At 41.0% G+C, this 18,044-nt stretch carries 17 protein-coding genes; all 17 read left to right on the top strand.

Annotated elements, in window-relative coordinates; all coding sequences use genetic code 11:
• Positions 1–76: 76 nt before the first annotated feature.
• The 17 genes from BQ9859_RS03375 to BQ9859_RS03295 all read left to right on the top strand — a co-directional run bounded on the left by BQ9859_RS03375 (position 77) and on the right by BQ9859_RS03295 (position 17,890).
• Complete coding sequence (locus tag BQ9859_RS03375) at positions 77–514, top strand: hypothetical protein (protein ID WP_143404366.1); 438 nt, start codon at positions 77–79, stop codon at positions 512–514.
• 153 nt (positions 515–667) lie between these two features.
• On the top strand, positions 668–1,501 hold the full coding sequence (locus BQ9859_RS03370; protein WP_075876943.1) for a YitT family protein: 834 nt from the start codon (positions 668–670) through the stop codon (positions 1,499–1,501).
• A gap of 11 nt (positions 1,502–1,512) precedes the next feature.
• Positions 1,513–2,313: a histidinol-phosphatase gene (locus tag BQ9859_RS03365; RefSeq protein ID WP_235846380.1), complete on the top strand. Its 801-nt coding sequence runs from the start codon at positions 1,513–1,515 to the stop codon at positions 2,311–2,313.
• A 20-nt stretch (positions 2,314–2,333) separates the two neighbouring features.
• On the top strand, positions 2,334–4,292 hold the full coding sequence (locus BQ9859_RS03360; RefSeq protein WP_075876869.1) for a penicillin-binding transpeptidase domain-containing protein: 1,959 nt from the start codon (positions 2,334–2,336) through the stop codon (positions 4,290–4,292).
• A gap of 160 nt (positions 4,293–4,452) precedes the next feature.
• On the top strand, positions 4,453–4,995 hold the full coding sequence (gene rnmV, locus BQ9859_RS03355) for a ribonuclease M5 (protein ID WP_075876868.1): 543 nt from the start codon (positions 4,453–4,455) through the stop codon (positions 4,993–4,995).
• The gene (rsmA, locus tag BQ9859_RS03350) at positions 4,992–5,864 is read left to right on the top strand and encodes a 16S rRNA (adenine(1518)-N(6)/adenine(1519)-N(6))-dimethyltransferase RsmA (protein ID WP_075876867.1); all 873 of its coding nucleotides are present in this window, start codon (positions 4,992–4,994) and stop codon (positions 5,862–5,864) included. The genes rnmV and rsmA overlap by 4 nt, the downstream gene beginning before the upstream one ends.
• Complete coding sequence (gene ispE, locus BQ9859_RS03345) at positions 5,836–6,675, top strand: 4-(cytidine 5'-diphospho)-2-C-methyl-D-erythritol kinase (RefSeq protein ID WP_075876866.1); 840 nt, start codon at positions 5,836–5,838, stop codon at positions 6,673–6,675. The genes rsmA and ispE overlap by 29 nt, the downstream gene beginning before the upstream one ends.
• A 12-nt stretch (positions 6,676–6,687) precedes the next feature.
• Entirely contained in the window at positions 6,688–7,923 is a 1,236-nt protein-coding gene (locus BQ9859_RS03340) for an O-antigen ligase family protein (protein ID WP_235846379.1), read from the top strand.
• Positions 7,924–7,998: 75 nt separating this feature from the next.
• Positions 7,999–8,205, top strand: a complete 207-nt coding sequence (locus BQ9859_RS03335; protein WP_075876865.1) for a DUF1146 family protein — start codon at positions 7,999–8,001, stop codon at positions 8,203–8,205.
• Complete coding sequence (locus tag BQ9859_RS03330; protein WP_075876864.1) at positions 8,192–9,790, top strand: response regulator transcription factor; 1,599 nt, start codon at positions 8,192–8,194, stop codon at positions 9,788–9,790. Before BQ9859_RS03335 ends, BQ9859_RS03330 begins: the two co-directional genes overlap by 14 nt.
• Before the next feature lie 43 nt (positions 9,791–9,833).
• A complete protein-coding gene (gene spoIID, locus BQ9859_RS03325; RefSeq protein ID WP_075876863.1) occupies positions 9,834–10,763 on the top strand; it encodes a stage II sporulation protein D in 930 nt (309 codons plus the stop codon).
• A 33-nt stretch (positions 10,764–10,796) separates the two neighbouring features.
• Positions 10,797–11,435, top strand: a complete 639-nt coding sequence (locus BQ9859_RS03320; protein WP_075876862.1) for a M23 family metallopeptidase — start codon at positions 10,797–10,799, stop codon at positions 11,433–11,435.
• Positions 11,436–11,623: 188 nt separating this feature from the next.
• Entirely contained in the window at positions 11,624–12,610 is a 987-nt protein-coding gene (mreB, locus tag BQ9859_RS03315; RefSeq protein WP_075876861.1) for a rod shape-determining protein, read from the top strand.
• 20 nt (positions 12,611–12,630) lie between these two features.
• Entirely contained in the window at positions 12,631–13,713 is a 1,083-nt protein-coding gene (locus BQ9859_RS03310; RefSeq protein ID WP_075876860.1) for a glycosyltransferase family 4 protein, read from the top strand.
• Between the two features lie 127 nt (positions 13,714–13,840).
• Positions 13,841–14,287, top strand: coding sequence for a MarR family winged helix-turn-helix transcriptional regulator (locus BQ9859_RS03305; protein ID WP_075876859.1), 447 nt, complete (start codon positions 13,841–13,843; stop codon positions 14,285–14,287).
• The gene (locus BQ9859_RS03300) at positions 14,284–16,029 is read left to right on the top strand and encodes an ABC transporter ATP-binding protein (protein WP_075876858.1); all 1,746 of its coding nucleotides are present in this window, start codon (positions 14,284–14,286) and stop codon (positions 16,027–16,029) included. The genes BQ9859_RS03305 and BQ9859_RS03300 overlap by 4 nt, the downstream gene beginning before the upstream one ends.
• Positions 16,022–17,890, top strand: coding sequence for an ABC transporter ATP-binding protein (locus BQ9859_RS03295; RefSeq protein ID WP_083662622.1), 1,869 nt, complete (start codon positions 16,022–16,024; stop codon positions 17,888–17,890). The genes BQ9859_RS03300 and BQ9859_RS03295 overlap by 8 nt, the downstream gene beginning before the upstream one ends.
• Positions 17,891–18,044 lie beyond the last annotated feature (154 nt).

Raw genomic sequence — 18,044 nt, 5'->3', positions numbered from 1 at the left:
TCACCTCCACGTGCTCTGTAGTGTACCACCTCTCTTATATGGTAACACGAAAAAATGAGACGTGTGAGATTTATTGATGAAATATTTGTGTCCGCGCGACCTTAGGCGCGGGAAAATGGAGGAATATATGTTGAAGAAAAAACAATTTGCTTTGTTTACAATCGTCTGGCTATGTTTGCTCAGCGGCGGAGTCGTGGCGAAAGACAAAGAAGGTGTTGCATATGAGATTCATTTTGATTCCGATACAAAAGAAACGTATCCATTGCAAAAAAAATTACAAGATACGTATGCGGATTTGATGATGGGAATACAAAAAGACAGCCGATATACCGTATTGGTACATAACTTGTCTCTGTTTGAAAGCCAGGATGTCAAAGCAGGTATGGAACAAGGGACCTTGCAGATCACGCAAGGAGATGGTGAGGGGGCTTTGGTGAAAGGGACCCTTGCAAAATGGAATTATTGTGTAGCGGAAGTAGAGCCTAAATCTTGGTTTGCCTCTCTTTTTTCATAAAACAGCGTTGCAGTTGCATGAAAAAAACTTAGAGGTGTAATAAAATGATGCGCTTTCTTTCTTATTTTTACATGCTATAATGGAAACAGATGGAAAGATAAGGAAGTGAGCAGATTGAAAAATAAAGAAGCATGGAAAGATCTTTTCTTTGTCATGATTGGAAATTTGGTGTTAGCAATCGGTGTTACGGTCTTTATCTTGCCAAATGATGTGCTGACCGGCGGAGTGGCTGGTATTGCTGTTGCGCTGCAGCCTTTGATTGATGTAGATCCGACGATCGTGATCAATGGATTGACGGTTGCTTTATTTTTTGTAGGATTGTTTTTTTTAGGAAAGCGCTTTGCTTTAAAAACGTTGGTTTCTACAATCTGTTACCCTTTATTGATTTCCTTTTTATCTTGGTTTGTTACTTTTTATTTTCCTACAGATTACTTTGTGATGGACCGTTATCTGGCAACGATCTACGGCGGTATCTTTATGGGATGCGGTGTTGGTTTGATCTTTCGCTTTGGGGCCAGCAGCGGCGGTATGGATATTCCTCCGCTAGTGGCGCATAAATATACGCATCTTCCTTTAGCGACGCTGGTATTGATCACAGATGCATTGACTGTATTGTTAGGTATTGCAACATATGGTTTCCAAGCGGCACTGGTAGGAATCTTATCAGTGTTTATCAGCAGTGTTTCCATAGATAAGATGTTGACATTAGGAGCTATCAAATCAAAAAATTGCATGATCATATCGGAACGTTATGAAGAAATGTTACAGTATATTCATCAGGAATTAGCCAGAGGTACGACGATCTTAAGCGGGCATGGAGGCTATACGCATGAACAGCGTCCGGTGATCATGGTGGTAGTTTCTAAAAAACAATACCCGATGCTGGAACATGAAGTGTTAAAAGTCGATCCGAATGCATTTATAATAGTGACAGATACAGATGAGGTGCACGGTTTAGGTTTTACATATGAAGAAGAAGATTTTTAAGAGGAGATATGATGAAACAGAGCTTTAATTACCATGGACATACGAAACGATGCGGACATGCTGTTGGGGAAGATGAGGAGTATGTGTTAGCTGCCATCAAAGCCGGCTACACCAAGATCGGATTCAGCGATCATGCTCCCTATCCTGGTCAATATCATCCAAGAGAACGTATGGATGTCAGTGAATTAGAGGACTATATTCGTTCTATTCAACATTTACAGGCAAAGTATAAGGATCAGATCGATATTTACATCGGTTTGGAAATTGAAAATTATCAAGCATATAAGAAAGAACTGCAAGTGTATCGAAACCAGATGGACTATTGTATCATCGGTCAGCATTCCATGGCTGTACGTGATGGAAAGGCATTGGGAGACTATTATGTAGAAACAGATGATGCACATATTTTGTTGTATGCAGGCCAGATCAAAGAGGCACTGGAAGAAGGCATGGCGGATATCGTTGCGCATCCGGATATGTTCATGTATGGACGTGCACAATGGAACAACGCATGCGATACGGCGGCGAAGATGATCTGTCTGGCGGCAAAAAAGGCAAATGTACCATTGGAAGTGAATTTAGGCGGCAGCCGATATGGATGGCGCATGTACGGGAAAGAAAAAAGGATCGCATATCCATATCGAAGATTTTGGGAAATAGCAGCGCAAATAGGGAATTCGGTTGTTTATGGGCTCGATGCACATACGCCGCAAGATTATTTGTCAACAGAGCGGTTTGCAATTGTGGATACGATCATACAGGGACTGTCTTTAGCTTTTCTTGATGATCTTGCATTTTCGCATAAGTTATAAAAAGAGAGGGGAAACAAAAGATGAGGGATAAAAAGAAATTGGGAATTGCTGCGGGGATAGCAGCAGCCGTGTTAATAGTTGTGATCGTTGCAGCAGTTATCTTAACACGCGCGACACCGCAAAAAAGCGTGCAGGCATTCGTTTCGCTGCTGCAAGAAGGAAAATATGAAGAAATGTATGATTATTTGAGCAGCGATGCAAAGGAAAGATGGAGCAAAGAGGATTTTGTGGCACGCAATCAAAATATTTATGCAGGTGTAGAGGCGGAAAATTTTGCATTTACAGAGTGGAAAAGCGAGGATGCAAATACAGGGACAAACGTATCTTTTCATGAAAGCATGGATACGGTCATCGGTACGTATGCATTTGATCAATCTGTGGTCGTCGTAGAGGAAGAAGACGGCTATAAGATCAATTGGGACAGTTCTTTCATCTTCCCTCAATTAAGTGATGACAACAGTATTTCTGTTACGACGCTCAAGGCTAGTCGAGGTTCGATCTTAGATCGAAACGGGGAAGCAATCGCACAAGATGGGACAGTTTATGAAGTAGGTTTTGTGGCTGGAGAAGAAAGTGGATCTTCTTATAAGGATCTGGCTGATGTACTGGATATTTCGCAAGATACGATTACCAATGCGATGGAAGCACAGTGGGTTCAGGATGGATTGTATGTACCAGTAAAAACGATCTCTGCTTCTGATTATGAAAAGTTGAAAGAAAAGCTTTCAGCAATACAAGGTATTCAGATACAGGAAACGAGCGGACGTGTATATCCATATGGGGAAATCTGTGCACATTTAAGCGGATATGTACAAAAAGCTTCCGCAGAAGATCTGGAAAAGTATGCTGACAAGGGATATACGGAAGATACTTGGATCGGTAAAAGTGGTTTGGAAGCTGCTTACGAAGAGGAACTGCATGCACAGGATGGTGTCAGCGTGCAAGTTGTGAGTGAGAATGGTCAGATCGTTGCGACCATTGGTGAGAAAGCAGCGGTGAATGGAAAAGATATCAAAACAACGATCGACATCGATATGCAAAAAGAAATTTACGAAAAAGTAAAAGATGATGTTGGAAGCAGCGTGGCAATGAATTCTAAAACGGGAGAAGTTTATGCACTGGTCAGCACGCCGGCTTATGATCCAAATGATTTTGCCAATGGAATGGATGACAAGACATGGGAACAGTTGAATAATGATGAAGAAAATCCGTTGCTGAGCCGTTTTCAATCTACCTATTGCCCGGGATCTACATTTAAGGCCATTACCGGTGCCATTGGCTTAGAGAGCAAGACCATAACGGCAGGTACAGTCTATGATAAAACAGACCGCTGGCAAAAAGATGACAGCTGGGGCGATCATTATGTAACAACAACACAGCAGTATTCAGAAGACAGTAATTTAGCAAATGCTCTGAAGTATTCAGATAATATTTTCTTTGCCCGTTTGGCTGATCAGATTGGCGCAGAAACATTCTCTTCTTCTCTGGATGCACTTGGATTCAATGAAACGCTTCCATTTGAATTATCATTGCGTGCGTCTACTTATGGAGAAAATCTAAAGGATGAACAAACACTAGCGGCAACCGGTTATGGACAAGGTGATCTGTTATTGAATCCAGTTCACCTGACAGCTTTATATACGGCATATGTCAATGAAGGAACGATCCTGCAGCCATACTTGATCTATGCTGATGGCGAAAGCAAAGTGTACAAAGAAAATGCATACAGTGCACAGACGGCAAAGACGATTTTTACGGACTTGCAAGAAACAATGGATCATTACGGAACAAATGCAACCCATGCGGCTGGAAAAACCGGTTCTGCAGAAGTCAATGAAGGAAAAGAAGTCATTGGCTGGACATGTGCGGTAAATGATCAAGTCGCATTGACTGTGATGATGGAAAACACCAAGGATAAAGGTTCCAGCATTTATGTTGAACCGATTGCTGAGAAAATTTTAGAGGCAATTACAAAATAGATGTTTCAAACAGACGCAGATGCGTCTGTTTTTATAAAAAAACAGAAAAATACAGTAAATTATAGATAAAGGACACGAAGAAACACTTACAGATATGAAATATTTAATGAAAAAAATACAATTCTATGCGATAATACCAACAAGATAGGAGGTAGGTCAGTTGAAGATCAAAGAAGTGATCGTCGTAGAAGGACATCATGATACAAATGTATTAAAACAATATTTTGATTGTGAAACGATCGAAACCAATGGCCTGTCACTTTCATTGGAAACCATCGAATTGATACGGGAAGCAAAGGAAAAATATGGAGTGATCATCTTTACTGACCCGGATCATCCAGGCGAAAAGATCCGCGCAAAGATCAATGAACAAATAAAAGGCTGCAAGAATGCCTATATCGAAAAAAATAAAGCAAAGACCAGCCGTAAGGTAGGAGTAGAACATGCCAGCAGAGCGGATTTAGAAGAAGCGCTTTGCCATTGTTTTACTTATGCTGAAACACCGTCTGTCACATTTACGATGGAGGATCTGCTGCAGCTAGGTTTGCAAGGCAGGGGCGACAGCAGCAAACGAAGAGCGTATTTGGGAAAAATTTATCATTTAGGAAAGCCCAATGCAAAGACGTTATTAAAACGTTTAAACTTGCTGCAGCTGAGTGTTTCAGAAGTCCGTGAACAGTTAGAGAAGGGAGGATTTGCATGAAAAAGGTGATTGCAACACCATCATCTACGAAAGAAATATTAGAGCGTCATTCTCTATTTGCCAAAAAAAGTTATGGCCAAAATTTTTTAGTGGACAGCGGTGTAGTAGATAAGATCGCCCGTCATGCAGTCATCAGCGATCATTGCGTCGTATTTGAAATCGGTCCCGGCATCGGGGCATTGACCCAATTTTTATGTATGTATGCCAAAGAAGTCATCTCTTTTGAAATTGATGAACGATTAAAAGAAGTCTTAGCGGATACTTTATCCGATGCAAATAATTTTACGTTGGTGATGGAAGATTTTTTGCAAGTGGATCTAAAAGCATGGGTTGATCGTTATCGGCAGCAGGGCTATGATGTGGTCATCGCAGCCAATTTACCTTACTATATTACGACACCGATTTTATTTAAGATCTTTGAATCTGATGCGCAGATCGATGCGATTACGGTCATGATGCAAAAAGAGGTGGCAGATCGTTTTCATGCCCGACCGGGCAATAAAGATTACAATGCATTAAGTGTTATTACACAATTTCGTTGCAGCGTACATCCGGTGATGAAAGTGCCAAGAAATGTATTTATGCCAAAGCCAAATGTGGACAGTGCAGTCTTGCAGTTTCGTTTTATCGAACATCCACCACTCGATGAAGAAATGTTTTTTGCCATGGTCAAGGCATGTTTTGCCATGCGGCGAAAAACGATCTTAAATAATTTTTCAAATTTTTGTCAAGATAAAAATAAAGCGGCTGCTCTTTTAGAAGCGGCTGATATAGAACCAGGTGTGCGCAGTGAACAGTTGCCATTGTCTGCATTTCTGCACCTGTATGAGGTATATGAGAATGAAAGAAGATGCGAATGCAAAAATTAATCTATCATTAGATGTCATACGAAGAAGAACGGATGGTTATCATGATCTGCGTATGATCATGTTGCCATTATCATTGCATGATACACTGCATGTTACTTTGTCAGATCAAGATATGTTCACCTGTGATGACCCAAGCGTTCCCTTGGATGAACACAATCTGATATGGAAGGCTCTTCGTTATCTGCGGCAGCAATGGGGACTGCAGGAGCATTTTACGATACATCTTGAAAAAAGGATCCCAATGGAAGCAGGCCTGGCTGGCGGAAGTGCAGATGCAGGTGCCATCATCCGTGCTGCTATGAAATTGGCAAATATTCAAGCGCCTTTAGAAGCGGTTGCACAAGGGGCAAAACAAGTGGGAGCAGATGTGCCTTTTTGTGTGATGAATCAAAGTGCCCGTGTAGAAGGCATTGGGGAGAAGATCACAGTATTGCAAGATGCCTGTTCTTTTGAAATCTTGCTCGTAAAACCTGCAACAGGTGTTTCCACCAAACACGCTTATCAAATGCTTGACTTTGCACAGGTCATACATCCGGATATCGATGCTATCGAACGATGTCTATTACGGGATGATTATCATTCTCTATGTGCTTTATTAGGGAATACGCTGGAATATAGTGCCTTTCTATTGAATCCGCAAGTAAAAGAATTAAAAGCATCATTGATAAAAGATGGCGTGGACAGTGCATTGATGTCGGGAAGCGGTTCTACGGTCTTTGCGATTGACCGGGATCATCAAAAATTGCAGCGGCTGCAGCAATATTACCAGGCACAAGGATATTTTTCTCAGCTCGTGCAGCGAAAGGGATAGAGGAGGAGCTATATGAGATGGATCGAAAATATCAAAGCGTTTTATCATCGCAAATTAGACGGATATTCTTTTGAAGAATATTTGATCATGTTTGTCACATGTTCTATCTTTTTGCCTTATTTCTGTTCATTGATCGCTATTGTCTTCGTACTCTGCTATTTGGCATACACTCATCAACTGATCAAGATCATACGTAAGACGCCGCGTGCATTTTTTATTTTTCTGTTTTGCATGCTTTCTTTCGCAGTTTCAGCTTATTATCAAAATGATACGGGAATGGTCCAGTCATTCGTCATGTTATTGATTTTTTTATACTATATGTTTTACCGCAGTATCATCAATAAACGCCTGTTTATTCTGTTGATTGATGCCTGCTGCATTATTTCCATCTTTTGCTTTATTTGGGCAATCATGGAATATTTTCGGATCATTGACCATTTTGGTTACAATTTTTTGGACCTGGAAGTGGAAGATGCACCTCGCTGGCGGGTCAACTCTACTTTTTACAATGCAAATTTATATGCAATGATGATTGAGTTTCTAGTATTATGCTGTGTCTATAAACTGTTATACTCCAAGGCATTGCATCGAATCTTCTTTTATTGGGGAATCATCTTGTTAAATTTATTTGCTTTGTATCTGACCGGATGCCGTACGGCTTGGGCATCTTTTGTCGTCGCCATACCTGTGATGTTTTTTCTTACAAGACATTGGAAATCATTTACCGTGTCAATGGGGATCATCTTAAGTGGTTTGACGGCAGTATTGGCCGATCCAAGCCTACTGCCCCGCAGCGGTTTCTTAGATTCTTTTATCGTGCGGGGGCGCATATGGAAGACGGCGCTTTTAGGGATCCGCGATCATTTGTTTTTTGGCGGAGGACCGCAGTGTTATCAGATTTTTTATAAACTGTATGACGGAAGAAAGGCAATGCATGCACATAATGTGTTCCTGGATCCATTGTTGAGTCACGGCATTATTGGACTGTTGATCTTATTTTCTTACTTTTGGGAAAATTTGAAGGAAATCAAACGTTTGTATACTAAGCGCTATGATGTGCCTTTGTTTGCACTGATCGTTGCCTTTTTATTAACGGTAGTTATTCATGGTATGTTAGATCATACGATCAATTGGATTCAGACCGCAATGTTGTTTTTAATGGTTTTCTCTTCCAGCGCTATTTATGTAAATAATGGAGGACAACCGGAATTGGAAGGAAATGTCTTTTTTGATAAGAAACAGGATTAAATTTCTGTTTCTTTTTTCATTATTTGAAAAAGAAGACGGCTTTCGTTACAATAGAAGTGGAAAAGAGGAGTATGGATGGTATATACGATCGTAAAGCTGGCTATTTATTTACTTTGTTTTTTGGTGTCGCTCTATGCTTTAAGCGGCGTACGGTTTGATTGCTTTGTCAATGTTCGTCAACCCATGAAAGCGCAAGTGCTTTTGTTGGTGCTGGCAATGGCTTTAGCATATCTGTGCGGACGTTTCTTGCTAGAGCTGACAATTTTTAATGGACTCACTTAAACGTTTTAAAGTCATCGTTGTGGATGAAGATATGCGTCGCCAGCTGCGTATCAAAAATATGATTCCATGGCGAGAGACGGCTTGTGAGATCGTGGCGTTTGCCCAAAATAACAAAGATGCATACCGGTTGTATCGGGAGATCCGTCCAGATATCATTTTATTAGGTGTGAGCGGGAAGCGGTTAGACCGCATCCCATTGATTCATCAGATTCGCCGCATGGACGAGCATGTGCAGATATTATTGATAATGGAAGGATATTCTTATTATCGAGTTCGTTCCTATGTCCGTAGCGGCATTGATGATCTGTTGCTGTATACTTTATTAAGCAAAGAAGGATTACAGGCAGCGATCGAAGAAGCAAAAGTAAAGGCACATCAGCATAAACGGCTGCATGCTGCCGTAGTGGAGGGTGTCATCCGTGAATTGCAACAATGTCTATTGTTGCGAAAAGAAGATCACTCCAGTGATGTTTCCGATTTTGAACAAGTACTGCAGCATCCATATTTTGATTTTATCAAATCTGGTGCACTGCTTGCCTATTTTCGCATTGATCACATTCATCTGATCCATCATCAGCGAAAGATCGATCGTAAATATCTGCGGGCACAGCTAGAACGGCTTTTAAATGAAAATCATTTAGGCGAACCGGATGCAGTTCCTCTATTTTTGAACCAGCACAGCGTAATTGTCCTGTTCCGCAGTGCAGATATTACACAGGCTTTATTTTCTGCCCGCTCTTTTCACTTGCAGTTCACTCAGCAATTAGATTATCAAATGACGGTAATTGTCAGTGATCCTTTTACTTCGGCGCAAGAGATGATGGAACAATTTGATCATTTATTGTTGTGCAGTCGTAACCGCTTTTATGAAAAAGAATCGGTGCTGGTGCTGCGCGAAACAAAAAAACCAGAATTTCAACGATTACAAGCAACAGGGATCCTGTTTCATCGCGATCTGTTTAACGCCGCAATTGCACAGGATTTTGATCGTGTACGGCAAATACAGGAAGAAATTCTGGATTATATGGAAGAGCATCGGATATTGCCAAATGATGTGTTGTCATACAGCAGTTTTATTGTGAGCAATGTAGAAGGAAGAGAGATTACCTTCCGTGTACAAACAAAAGATTTTCCTTTTGAAGATATCGGAGCACTTATTTCCAATTGTGAAACGTTACAGCGATTGCGCATTGAAATGCAGCAGATCTGGAACATCATTGAAACTTGGATCTTGGAACAAAATAAGCCGCGCTATCGCCGGGATGTCCGTGACTGGATGGAATTTATTCATAATAATATCCAGCGTCCGTTAAGCCTGAAAGAGGTTGCGGCCCATTTTCAGGTTTCCGCCAGTTATGCCAGCCGTTTGTTCAAACAGGAGATTGGCAAGACCATGATCACTTTCATAACGGAGGAAAAGATGAAAGAAGCGAGTGTGCTGCTGCATGAATCGAATTTATCGATCAAAGAAATCGCAAAACGTGTCGGGTATGAAGATCCTTTCTATTTTGATCGCGTGTTTCACAAATATTATCAGATGACACCGAGAGAATATCGAAGAAAATTAAAAGAGAGAAGCATATAAAACGATCGCAGTCTCATATAGTGGGAAGAGGATGTGATCGTTTTTGCGTGTTGAGTATAAAGCAGGTTTATTTTTGCTGATCTTATGCCTCTGTATGTACCTGTGGTTATTACAGGAAAGAAATACAGCCTCCTTTCACAGTGAGATCCAGCAAGAGGAGTTAAAAGAACAAGTAGAGGAGAAGACGAAAACAGTGACCTTGCAAAGAGGTGAAGAAATCGTCAAGCTGGACTTGGAAACATATCTAAAGGGAGTGGTCGGGTCGGAAATGACACCTTCCTATGAAATGGAGGCATTGAAGGCGCAGGCAGTTGCGGCCCGTACATTTGTAGCTTCGCGTAATTATAAAGTAGATGATACGACAGCATCACAAGTGTATCTGGATGATTCTCAGCTGAAAGCTGCATGGAAAGAACAATATGAAACAAGTAAAGAAAAAATTGCAGAAGCGGTGGATGCGACAAAAGGAGAGATCATGGTAGTGGATGGAAAGCCGATTACTGCCTTCTTTTTTGCAAGCAGCGGCGGGAAAACGGCAAACAGCGAAGAATATTACAGCAGTGCTCTTTCTTATCTGCGCAGTGTGGATTCGCCGTGGGACGCCGATATAGATCAAGATTATGTCACTACTTTTCGATGCAGCAAACAAGAACTTGCTCACGCGTTGGGCAAATCATCGATTTCTGAAATTGAAGCACCTATTTTCTATGACAGCGGATATGTCAAAGCAATCATGATCGATGGGCAAGAATATAGCGGCCGGACAATTAGAGAAGCATTGCAGCTGAAGTCCAGCTGTTTTCATATTGCTGTTGCAGATGATGAAGTTACTTTTACAGTATATGGTTCTGGGCATGGCGTGGGGATGTCGCAGGAAGGTGCACAGGGCATGGCCAAGGAAGGTTATGACTATAAAGCGATATTAGAACATTATTATAGTGGAATCGAGTGGATGAATGTGTATAAATCATAAAGGCGTGGGCATAATGGGGATAGAGGTGATGAAATGCTCAGTTATGAAAATAAAACAATCAAATGGAAAAAACGTGGAATCATCGTCTTGTCACTATTTTCGCTATTAGCTGTCGGTACCTTGACCTGGATGATGAACCAAGATACAGCGGCAGAACCGACAATGGCGGATGATCAAGAAGTGATCTTACCTTTGCCGGATGCCGAAAAAGAAGAAAAAACGATAAAACCGTTCACGGTAGAAGCAGTAGTTGCAGTAGATTATTTTGACGGTGAAAATAAAGAAGCAGATACTTTTACCAAATTTGAGGATGTGTATCGTTCTTCTCAAGGAATTGACTATACATATAATGGAGAAGCTTTTGCAGTGACTGCCATGTTGTCCGGGAAGATCGCTGATGTAAGAGATGATGGATTATTTGGTAAAACGGTCGTGCTTCAAAGCGGAGAGTTATCTGTGACGATGCAAAGCCTGGGGGATGTAAAAGTAAAAAAAGGTGACCAGGTAAAACAAGGCGATACGATTGCTAACGCAGGGACTTGCGTGTATAGCAAAGATCTTGGCAACCATTTACATTTGGTAACCGAAGTCAAAGGACAATTGGTAAATCCCAATGATGTGTATGAAAAAAGTGCGCAAGAACTGATGGCATTAGTGGAAACGGATGGATGATGAGGCATTCCAAAAGGAGTGCCTTTTCTCTTCTGTAAAGAAAAATGTGAAATGTTGGCTGTTCTCTGCAAGCTATTTGTTTTTAGATGAAAAAGTGATAAAATATAAAAGCTGTTATACCTTGAATTTTTATGGATATGGTTGACAGAGTGTGATATCATTAATAAATCAAGTATGGAGGAATGTTCATGTTTTCAAAAGAAGTTGGAATCGACTTAGGGACAGCAAATATATTGATGTATGTAAAAGGCGAGGGAATCGTTATTGATGAACCTAGCGTAGTAGCAATTGATGCAGAAACGAAACGTTGTTTGGCTGCAGGCAGTGAAGCAAAAGAGATGCTAGGACGTACGCCTGGCAAAATGATGGCAATTCGACCGTTGAAAGACGGTGTTATTGCTGATTTTGAAGTAACGGAGATCATGTTGAATTATTTCTTTAAAAAATTGGAAATTAAAGGCATGTTCCGCCGCCCGATCATTTTGATCTGCTGTCCAAGCAATATTACAAGCGTAGAGCGTAATGCAATTCGTGATGCGGCTTATCGCAGCGGTGCAAAGAAAGTATATATCGAAGAAGAACCAAAAGTTGCAGCTGTTGGTGCTGGTTTAGATATCGGAAGACCAAGCGGCTGTATGGTATTGGATATCGGTGGTGGAACGACAGATGTTGCTGTTATTTCATTGGGAGAAATCATTACGAGCACTTCCCTTCGTGTTGCAGGCGATGCAATGGATCGTGAGATCATCAAATTCTGTAAGGAAGAAAAGAAATTGTTGATCGGTGATCGTACAGCAGAAGAAGTAAAGAAAAAAATTGGTACAGCATGGAAGGGCTCAACGAAAGATGTAATGGAAGTCAGCGGACGAGATCTTGTCAGCGGATTGCCGATCAGCATTGAATTGAATAGTGCAGAAATCCAAGGATGCCTGAGCGAGCGATTAGCAGAGATCGTACATGCATGCCGTACGGTATTGGAAAATACACCACCGGAATTAGCAGCGGATATCGTAACGCGCGGTATTGTTTTAACTGGCGGCGGATCCTTGCTGAAAGGTCTGGATGAACTGCTTCGTGACGAATTGCATATTCCTGTTTTCGTTGCTGATAATGCACTTCGTTGTGTTGCGGAAGGTACCGGCATTTTACTAGAAAATTTGCATTTAGTAAAATAAAGACAGACTGAGGACTTTTTATGAGGGATGTTCTTTATGTCATTCTTCCCTTTCTCATTTCATTGATACTGACGCCAATCGTCAAACAAATTGCTTTTCGTTTGGATGCTTACGCGCAGATCAATGAAAGGACGATACATTCAGGGAAGATCGTGCGGATCGGTGGTGCAGCGATATACCTTGCTTTTATTGTATCAATGGCGGTATTTGTGAAGACGGATATGTCGATGAACGGCATTTTATTAGGTTCTACGGTCATGTTTTTAGGCGGCTTGATCGATGATTTCGTCAATCTGCGCCCATTATACAAATTCAGCTTTCAAATCGTTGCTGCTATTATCTTGATTTCTTCCGGTGTAACTTTAGATGTGATCCGGCTGCCGTTTGGGATTACGATTTCAATGGGTGTCGTATCGGTGATCGTGACATTCTTTTGGATCACAGGGATTACAAATGCAGTCAATCTGATCGACGGGTTAGATGGCCTGTGCGGGGGAATCAGCGTTATCATACTGGTCGTAATTGCAATGCTGGCTGTCATTGAACGCAGAAGTGATGTTGAAATGATTTCATTGATCTTAGCTGGTGCTACATTAGGATTTCTGGTGTATAATGCACATCCGGCAAGTATTTTCATGGGCGACTGCGGAGCATTGTTTTTAGGTTTCATCATATCGGCGATCTCGCTGCTTGGATTTAAAAGTTCAACGATCATGACGCTGGCATTGCCTTTGTTATTGCTTGGACTGCCGATCATTGATACCCTGAGTGCAATTTTACGAAGAACATTAAAAGGACATAAGTTTTCAGAAGCTGATAAAAGTCATATTCATCATTTATTGATGAATAAGTTTGGACATAAAAATACTGTCATCATCATGTGTATTGTGACGGCGATGTTTGGCTTAACGGCGTATTGTTATATGATCAATAAAGGAATCGGGTTACTATCTTTATTTATTATCATGACCATCGTTGAGTTATTTATTGAGGTTTCCGGCATGATATCAGATAAATATCATCCGATTTTATCCATAGCGCGAAAGATGCAGAAAAAAATATGGCGTAAAAAGAGCGCGGAGGAATCCAGCAACAGCAGATAAATGGCTGTTGCTTTTCTTTTTGTCTCGAGAAAAAATTCACATTTTTCTTCTTGACAGGATAACATATCTTACTATAATTGTTAATATACTAATTAGTACGCTAACTAATTAGCGGGGAGGTGAGTAAATGGAAGAAAATATGAAGATCAGCAGTTTACTGCGGATGATCGATATTCGGATACGGATGGATCTGAATTTACGTAATGAAGAATTTCAGCTCTCCTCTTTGCAAGTGCGGATCTTGGCCTTTTTGATTCAGCACGATGAGAAAGAAATCAATCCGCGTGATCTTGAACATTATTTCCATATCAGTAAGCCGACTGTCACAGGTGTTTTAAAGCGCTTGGAAGAAAAAGGGTATTTGCATTATGAGCCAAGCAATAAAGATCATCGATACAAGCAGATCGTTTTAGATGAAAAGGCATATCAATGTGCCAAGCAGCTGGAAAGCAACTTTAAGGCGATGGAAGAAAGATTGTATCAAGGCTTAAGTGATGAAGAATTGCAGCTGGCCCGCTCTTTGTTACTGCGGCTATTAAATAATATTTCAAATGAAGGGAAGGTAGAACAATGAAACGTTTGTTGGAAGAACTAAAAGAATACAAAGCAGCTTCGATCAAAGCGCCATTATTCATGGTTGGAGAAGTTGGTTTGGAACTCTCTTTGCCAACATTGATGGCATTCATCATTGATAATGGTGTTTCCAAAGGGGATATGAAAGCAGCAATCATGATGGGGATCATCATGCTGGTCGTAGCATTCCTCTCGCTTGCCTGCGGTGCTCTGAGTGCGAAGAATGCTTCTTATGCCTCAGCAGGTTTTGTGAAAAATATCCGTCGTGCGATGTTTGAAAACATTCAGCGTTTTTCATTTCGCAACATCGACCGTTATTCTACTGCAGGATTGATCACACGATTGATGACAGATACGACAAATGTGCAGAATGCATATATGATGATCTTGCGTATGTGTGTACGTGCACCAATGATGTTGATTCTGGCAATGATCATGACTTTTACAATTCATGCAAATCTAGCAGTATATTTCTTGTATGCACTGCTGTTCTTAGCAGTTGCACTGACATTGATCACTTGTTTCTCGTATCCGGTATTTCGTAAGGTATTCCGCAAGTATGATGATCTCAATGCCAGCGTTCAAGAGAATATTACGAACATGCGTGTCGTAAAAGCGTATGTGAAAGAAGATGCGGAAACAGAAAAATTCAAAGGCGCAAGTGACAAATTATATCAAATGTTTTGTAAAGCAGAGAAGATATTAGTGTTGAACGGACCGATGATGCAGCTGGCAATGTATGCCTGCATCATGGCTATTGGATGGTTTGGAGCTCAATTTGTCGTGGAAGGTTCACTGACAACAGGAGAATTGATGAGCATGTTCACATACACGATGCAACTGCTGATGAGCCTGATGATGTTATCCATGGTCTTCGTCATGGTTTCTATGTCTACTGCTTCTGCAAAGCGTATCATCGAAGTATTGGAAGAGACCAGTGATATCCATAATCCAAAAAATCCGGTATATGAAATAAAAGATGGATCGATCCGTTTTGAAAATGTATCGTTTGATTATTATACGCATGAATTTGATAAAAATGACAATGATGCGGTTTTACGTAATATTAATTTAGAGATCAAAAGCGGAGAGACGATTGGTATCTTGGGTGGAACAGGTAGCGCGAAAAGTACGCTGGTGCAGTTGATTCCTCGTCTGTATGATACTAGTAAAGGTGCAGTTTATGTAGGCGGACGGAATGTAAAAGAATATGATCTGGAAACACTGCGTAATCAGGTTGCGATGGTATTGCAGAAAAATGTATTGTTCTCTGGTACGATCAAAGAGAATCTGCGTTGGGGGAATGCACAGGCAAGTGACGAGGAAATGATAAAAGCTTGCCAATTGGCGCAAGCAGATGAGTTTATTTCTCGTTTTCCAGATGGTTATGATACACATATCGAACAAGGCGGCAGCAACGTGTCTGGAGGACAGAAACAGAGACTTTGTATTGCACGAGCATTATTAAAAAAGCCAAAGATCTTGATATTGGATGATTCAACGAGTGCAGTGGATACCAAGACGGATGCATTGATTCGCAAAGCATTCCGCGAGGATATTCCAGATACGACCAAGCTGATCATTTCTCAGCGTATTTCTTCAATTGAAGATGCAGACCGCATCATCGTGTTAAATGATGGAGCAATCGATGGTATAGGCACACATGAGGAATTGCTGAAGAGCAATGCCATTTATCAAGAAATCTATGAAACACAGAAGAAGGGGGCAGATGACGATGAATAAGCGACGTATGAATTTTAAAGTGCTTGGACGTTTGCTGCGTTATGTGCTGGCTCATTATAAATTTTCCTGTTTAATTACATTGATATTCATTATTCTGGCAAGTATAGCGAATGTATCTGTTTCATTGTTTATTCGAGTATTGATTGACGATTATATCACGCCTTTATCTCAAAGCGCAGTTCCAGATTTTGCTCCTTTGTTGCGAATCCTGCTGCTGATGTTGTGTATATTTGGTATGGGAGTACTTTCTACTTTCACATATCAGAGAATCCTGGTCAATGTAGGGCAAGGAACTTTACGCAATATCCGTGATGATTTGTTTGCCCACATGGAAAAACTGCCGATTTCTTATTTTGATACACATGCACATGGAGATATCATGAGTGTGTATACCAATGATGCTGATACATTGCGTCAGGTTATCACACAAAGTATTCCTCAGTCGCTGCAGGCAGGATTCAATGTGCTGTTTGTTGGTGTATCGATGCTTGTGATTTCTTTGCCGTTAGCCATTATTTCCTTTCTCATGGTCATCATCATGTTAAATGTGGCCAATATGATCGGTTCTCGTTCTGCGCAAAACTTCCAGCGGCAACAAAAGAATTTGGGTCGTGAAAATGGTTATATCGAAGAAATGATGGAAGGCTCAAAGGTCATCAAAGTATTTACGCATGAAGATGCGGTCATCAAAGGCTTTAATGAAATCAATGAAGAATTATTTGAGAGCAGTTATAAAGCAAATACGTACGCAAGTATCTTGATGCCGGTCATCGCCAATGTCGGCAATATCTCTTATGTGTTGTCTACAATATTTGGCGGAGTACTCGCTATTGGCGGATGGACAGGTCTTACATTGGGCGGTTTGGCCTCCTTCTTGCAGTTAAACCGTTCTTTCAATATGCCTATTTCAAATATTTCTATGCAGATGAATGCAGTCGCAATGGCAATGGCAGGAGCAGAACGTATCTTTAAATTGATGGATGAGACAGTAGAACAAGATCAAGGCGTTGTAACATTGACCCGCTGTAAGATCGATGAGCAGGGACATATTGAAGAAACGCAAGAATATACGACACAGTGGGCATGGCGCCATCCGCGTGCTAACGGAGAAGTGGAATATGTGCCGTTACGCGGAGAGGTATTATTCCATGATGTTACGTTTGGCTATGTACCAAACAAGACAGTCTTGCATAATATTGAACTCTATGCAAAACCGGGACAAAAGATTGCTTTTGTTGGCGCTACAGGTGCCGGAAAAACAACGATCACCAATTTGATCAATCGCTTCTATGACATTCAGCAAGGCTCAATCACGTACGACGGCATTGATATCAAACTGATCAAAAAAGATTCTTTGCGTAAATCGTTGGGAATCGTTTTGCAGGATACTCATCTATTCTCTGGCACGATCCGCGATAATATTCGCTATGGAAAACCAGATGCGAGCGATGAGGAAGTGATTGCAGCAGCCAAATTAGCAAATGCCCATGAATTTATTCGTCATTTAGAGCATGGATATGATACGTATTTAACTGGAGACGGTACTTCTCTCTCTCAGGGACAGCGCCAATTATTGTCCATTGCCCGTGCAGCATTGGCCAATGCACCGGTATTGATCCTGGATGAGGCAACAAGTTCCATTGATTCACGTACAGAAAAAATGGTACAGGATGGTATGGATAAACTGATGAGCGGACGCACGACATTTGTTATTGCCCATCGTTTATCAACTATCAAAAATTCCGATGTGATCATGGTACTGGATCAAGGAAGGATCATTGAACGCGGCAACCATGAAAGCCTGCTGGCTAAAAAAGGAGTCTATTACCAGTTGTACACAGGTGCATTGGAAATGGATTGATCATACGATGTATGAGATCTGTCGAATTTCAATTCGATAGATCTTTTTTTGATGTAACCCGTTACAATCTATGGACAAAATTACAAAATTCTATCGTTTTTCTATTTAAAATGGAGTACAATAAAGGTAGCAGACAAAGAAAGGAGAATTTCTC

The sequence above is a fragment of the Merdibacter massiliensis genome (assembly GCF_900155395.1).
GTDB classification, from domain to species: domain Bacteria; phylum Bacillota_I; class Bacilli_A; order Erysipelotrichales; family Erysipelotrichaceae; genus Merdibacter; species Merdibacter massiliensis.
Note: the sequence above shows the minus strand (reverse complement) of the source record. Positions and strands in the feature narration are given on the sequence as shown.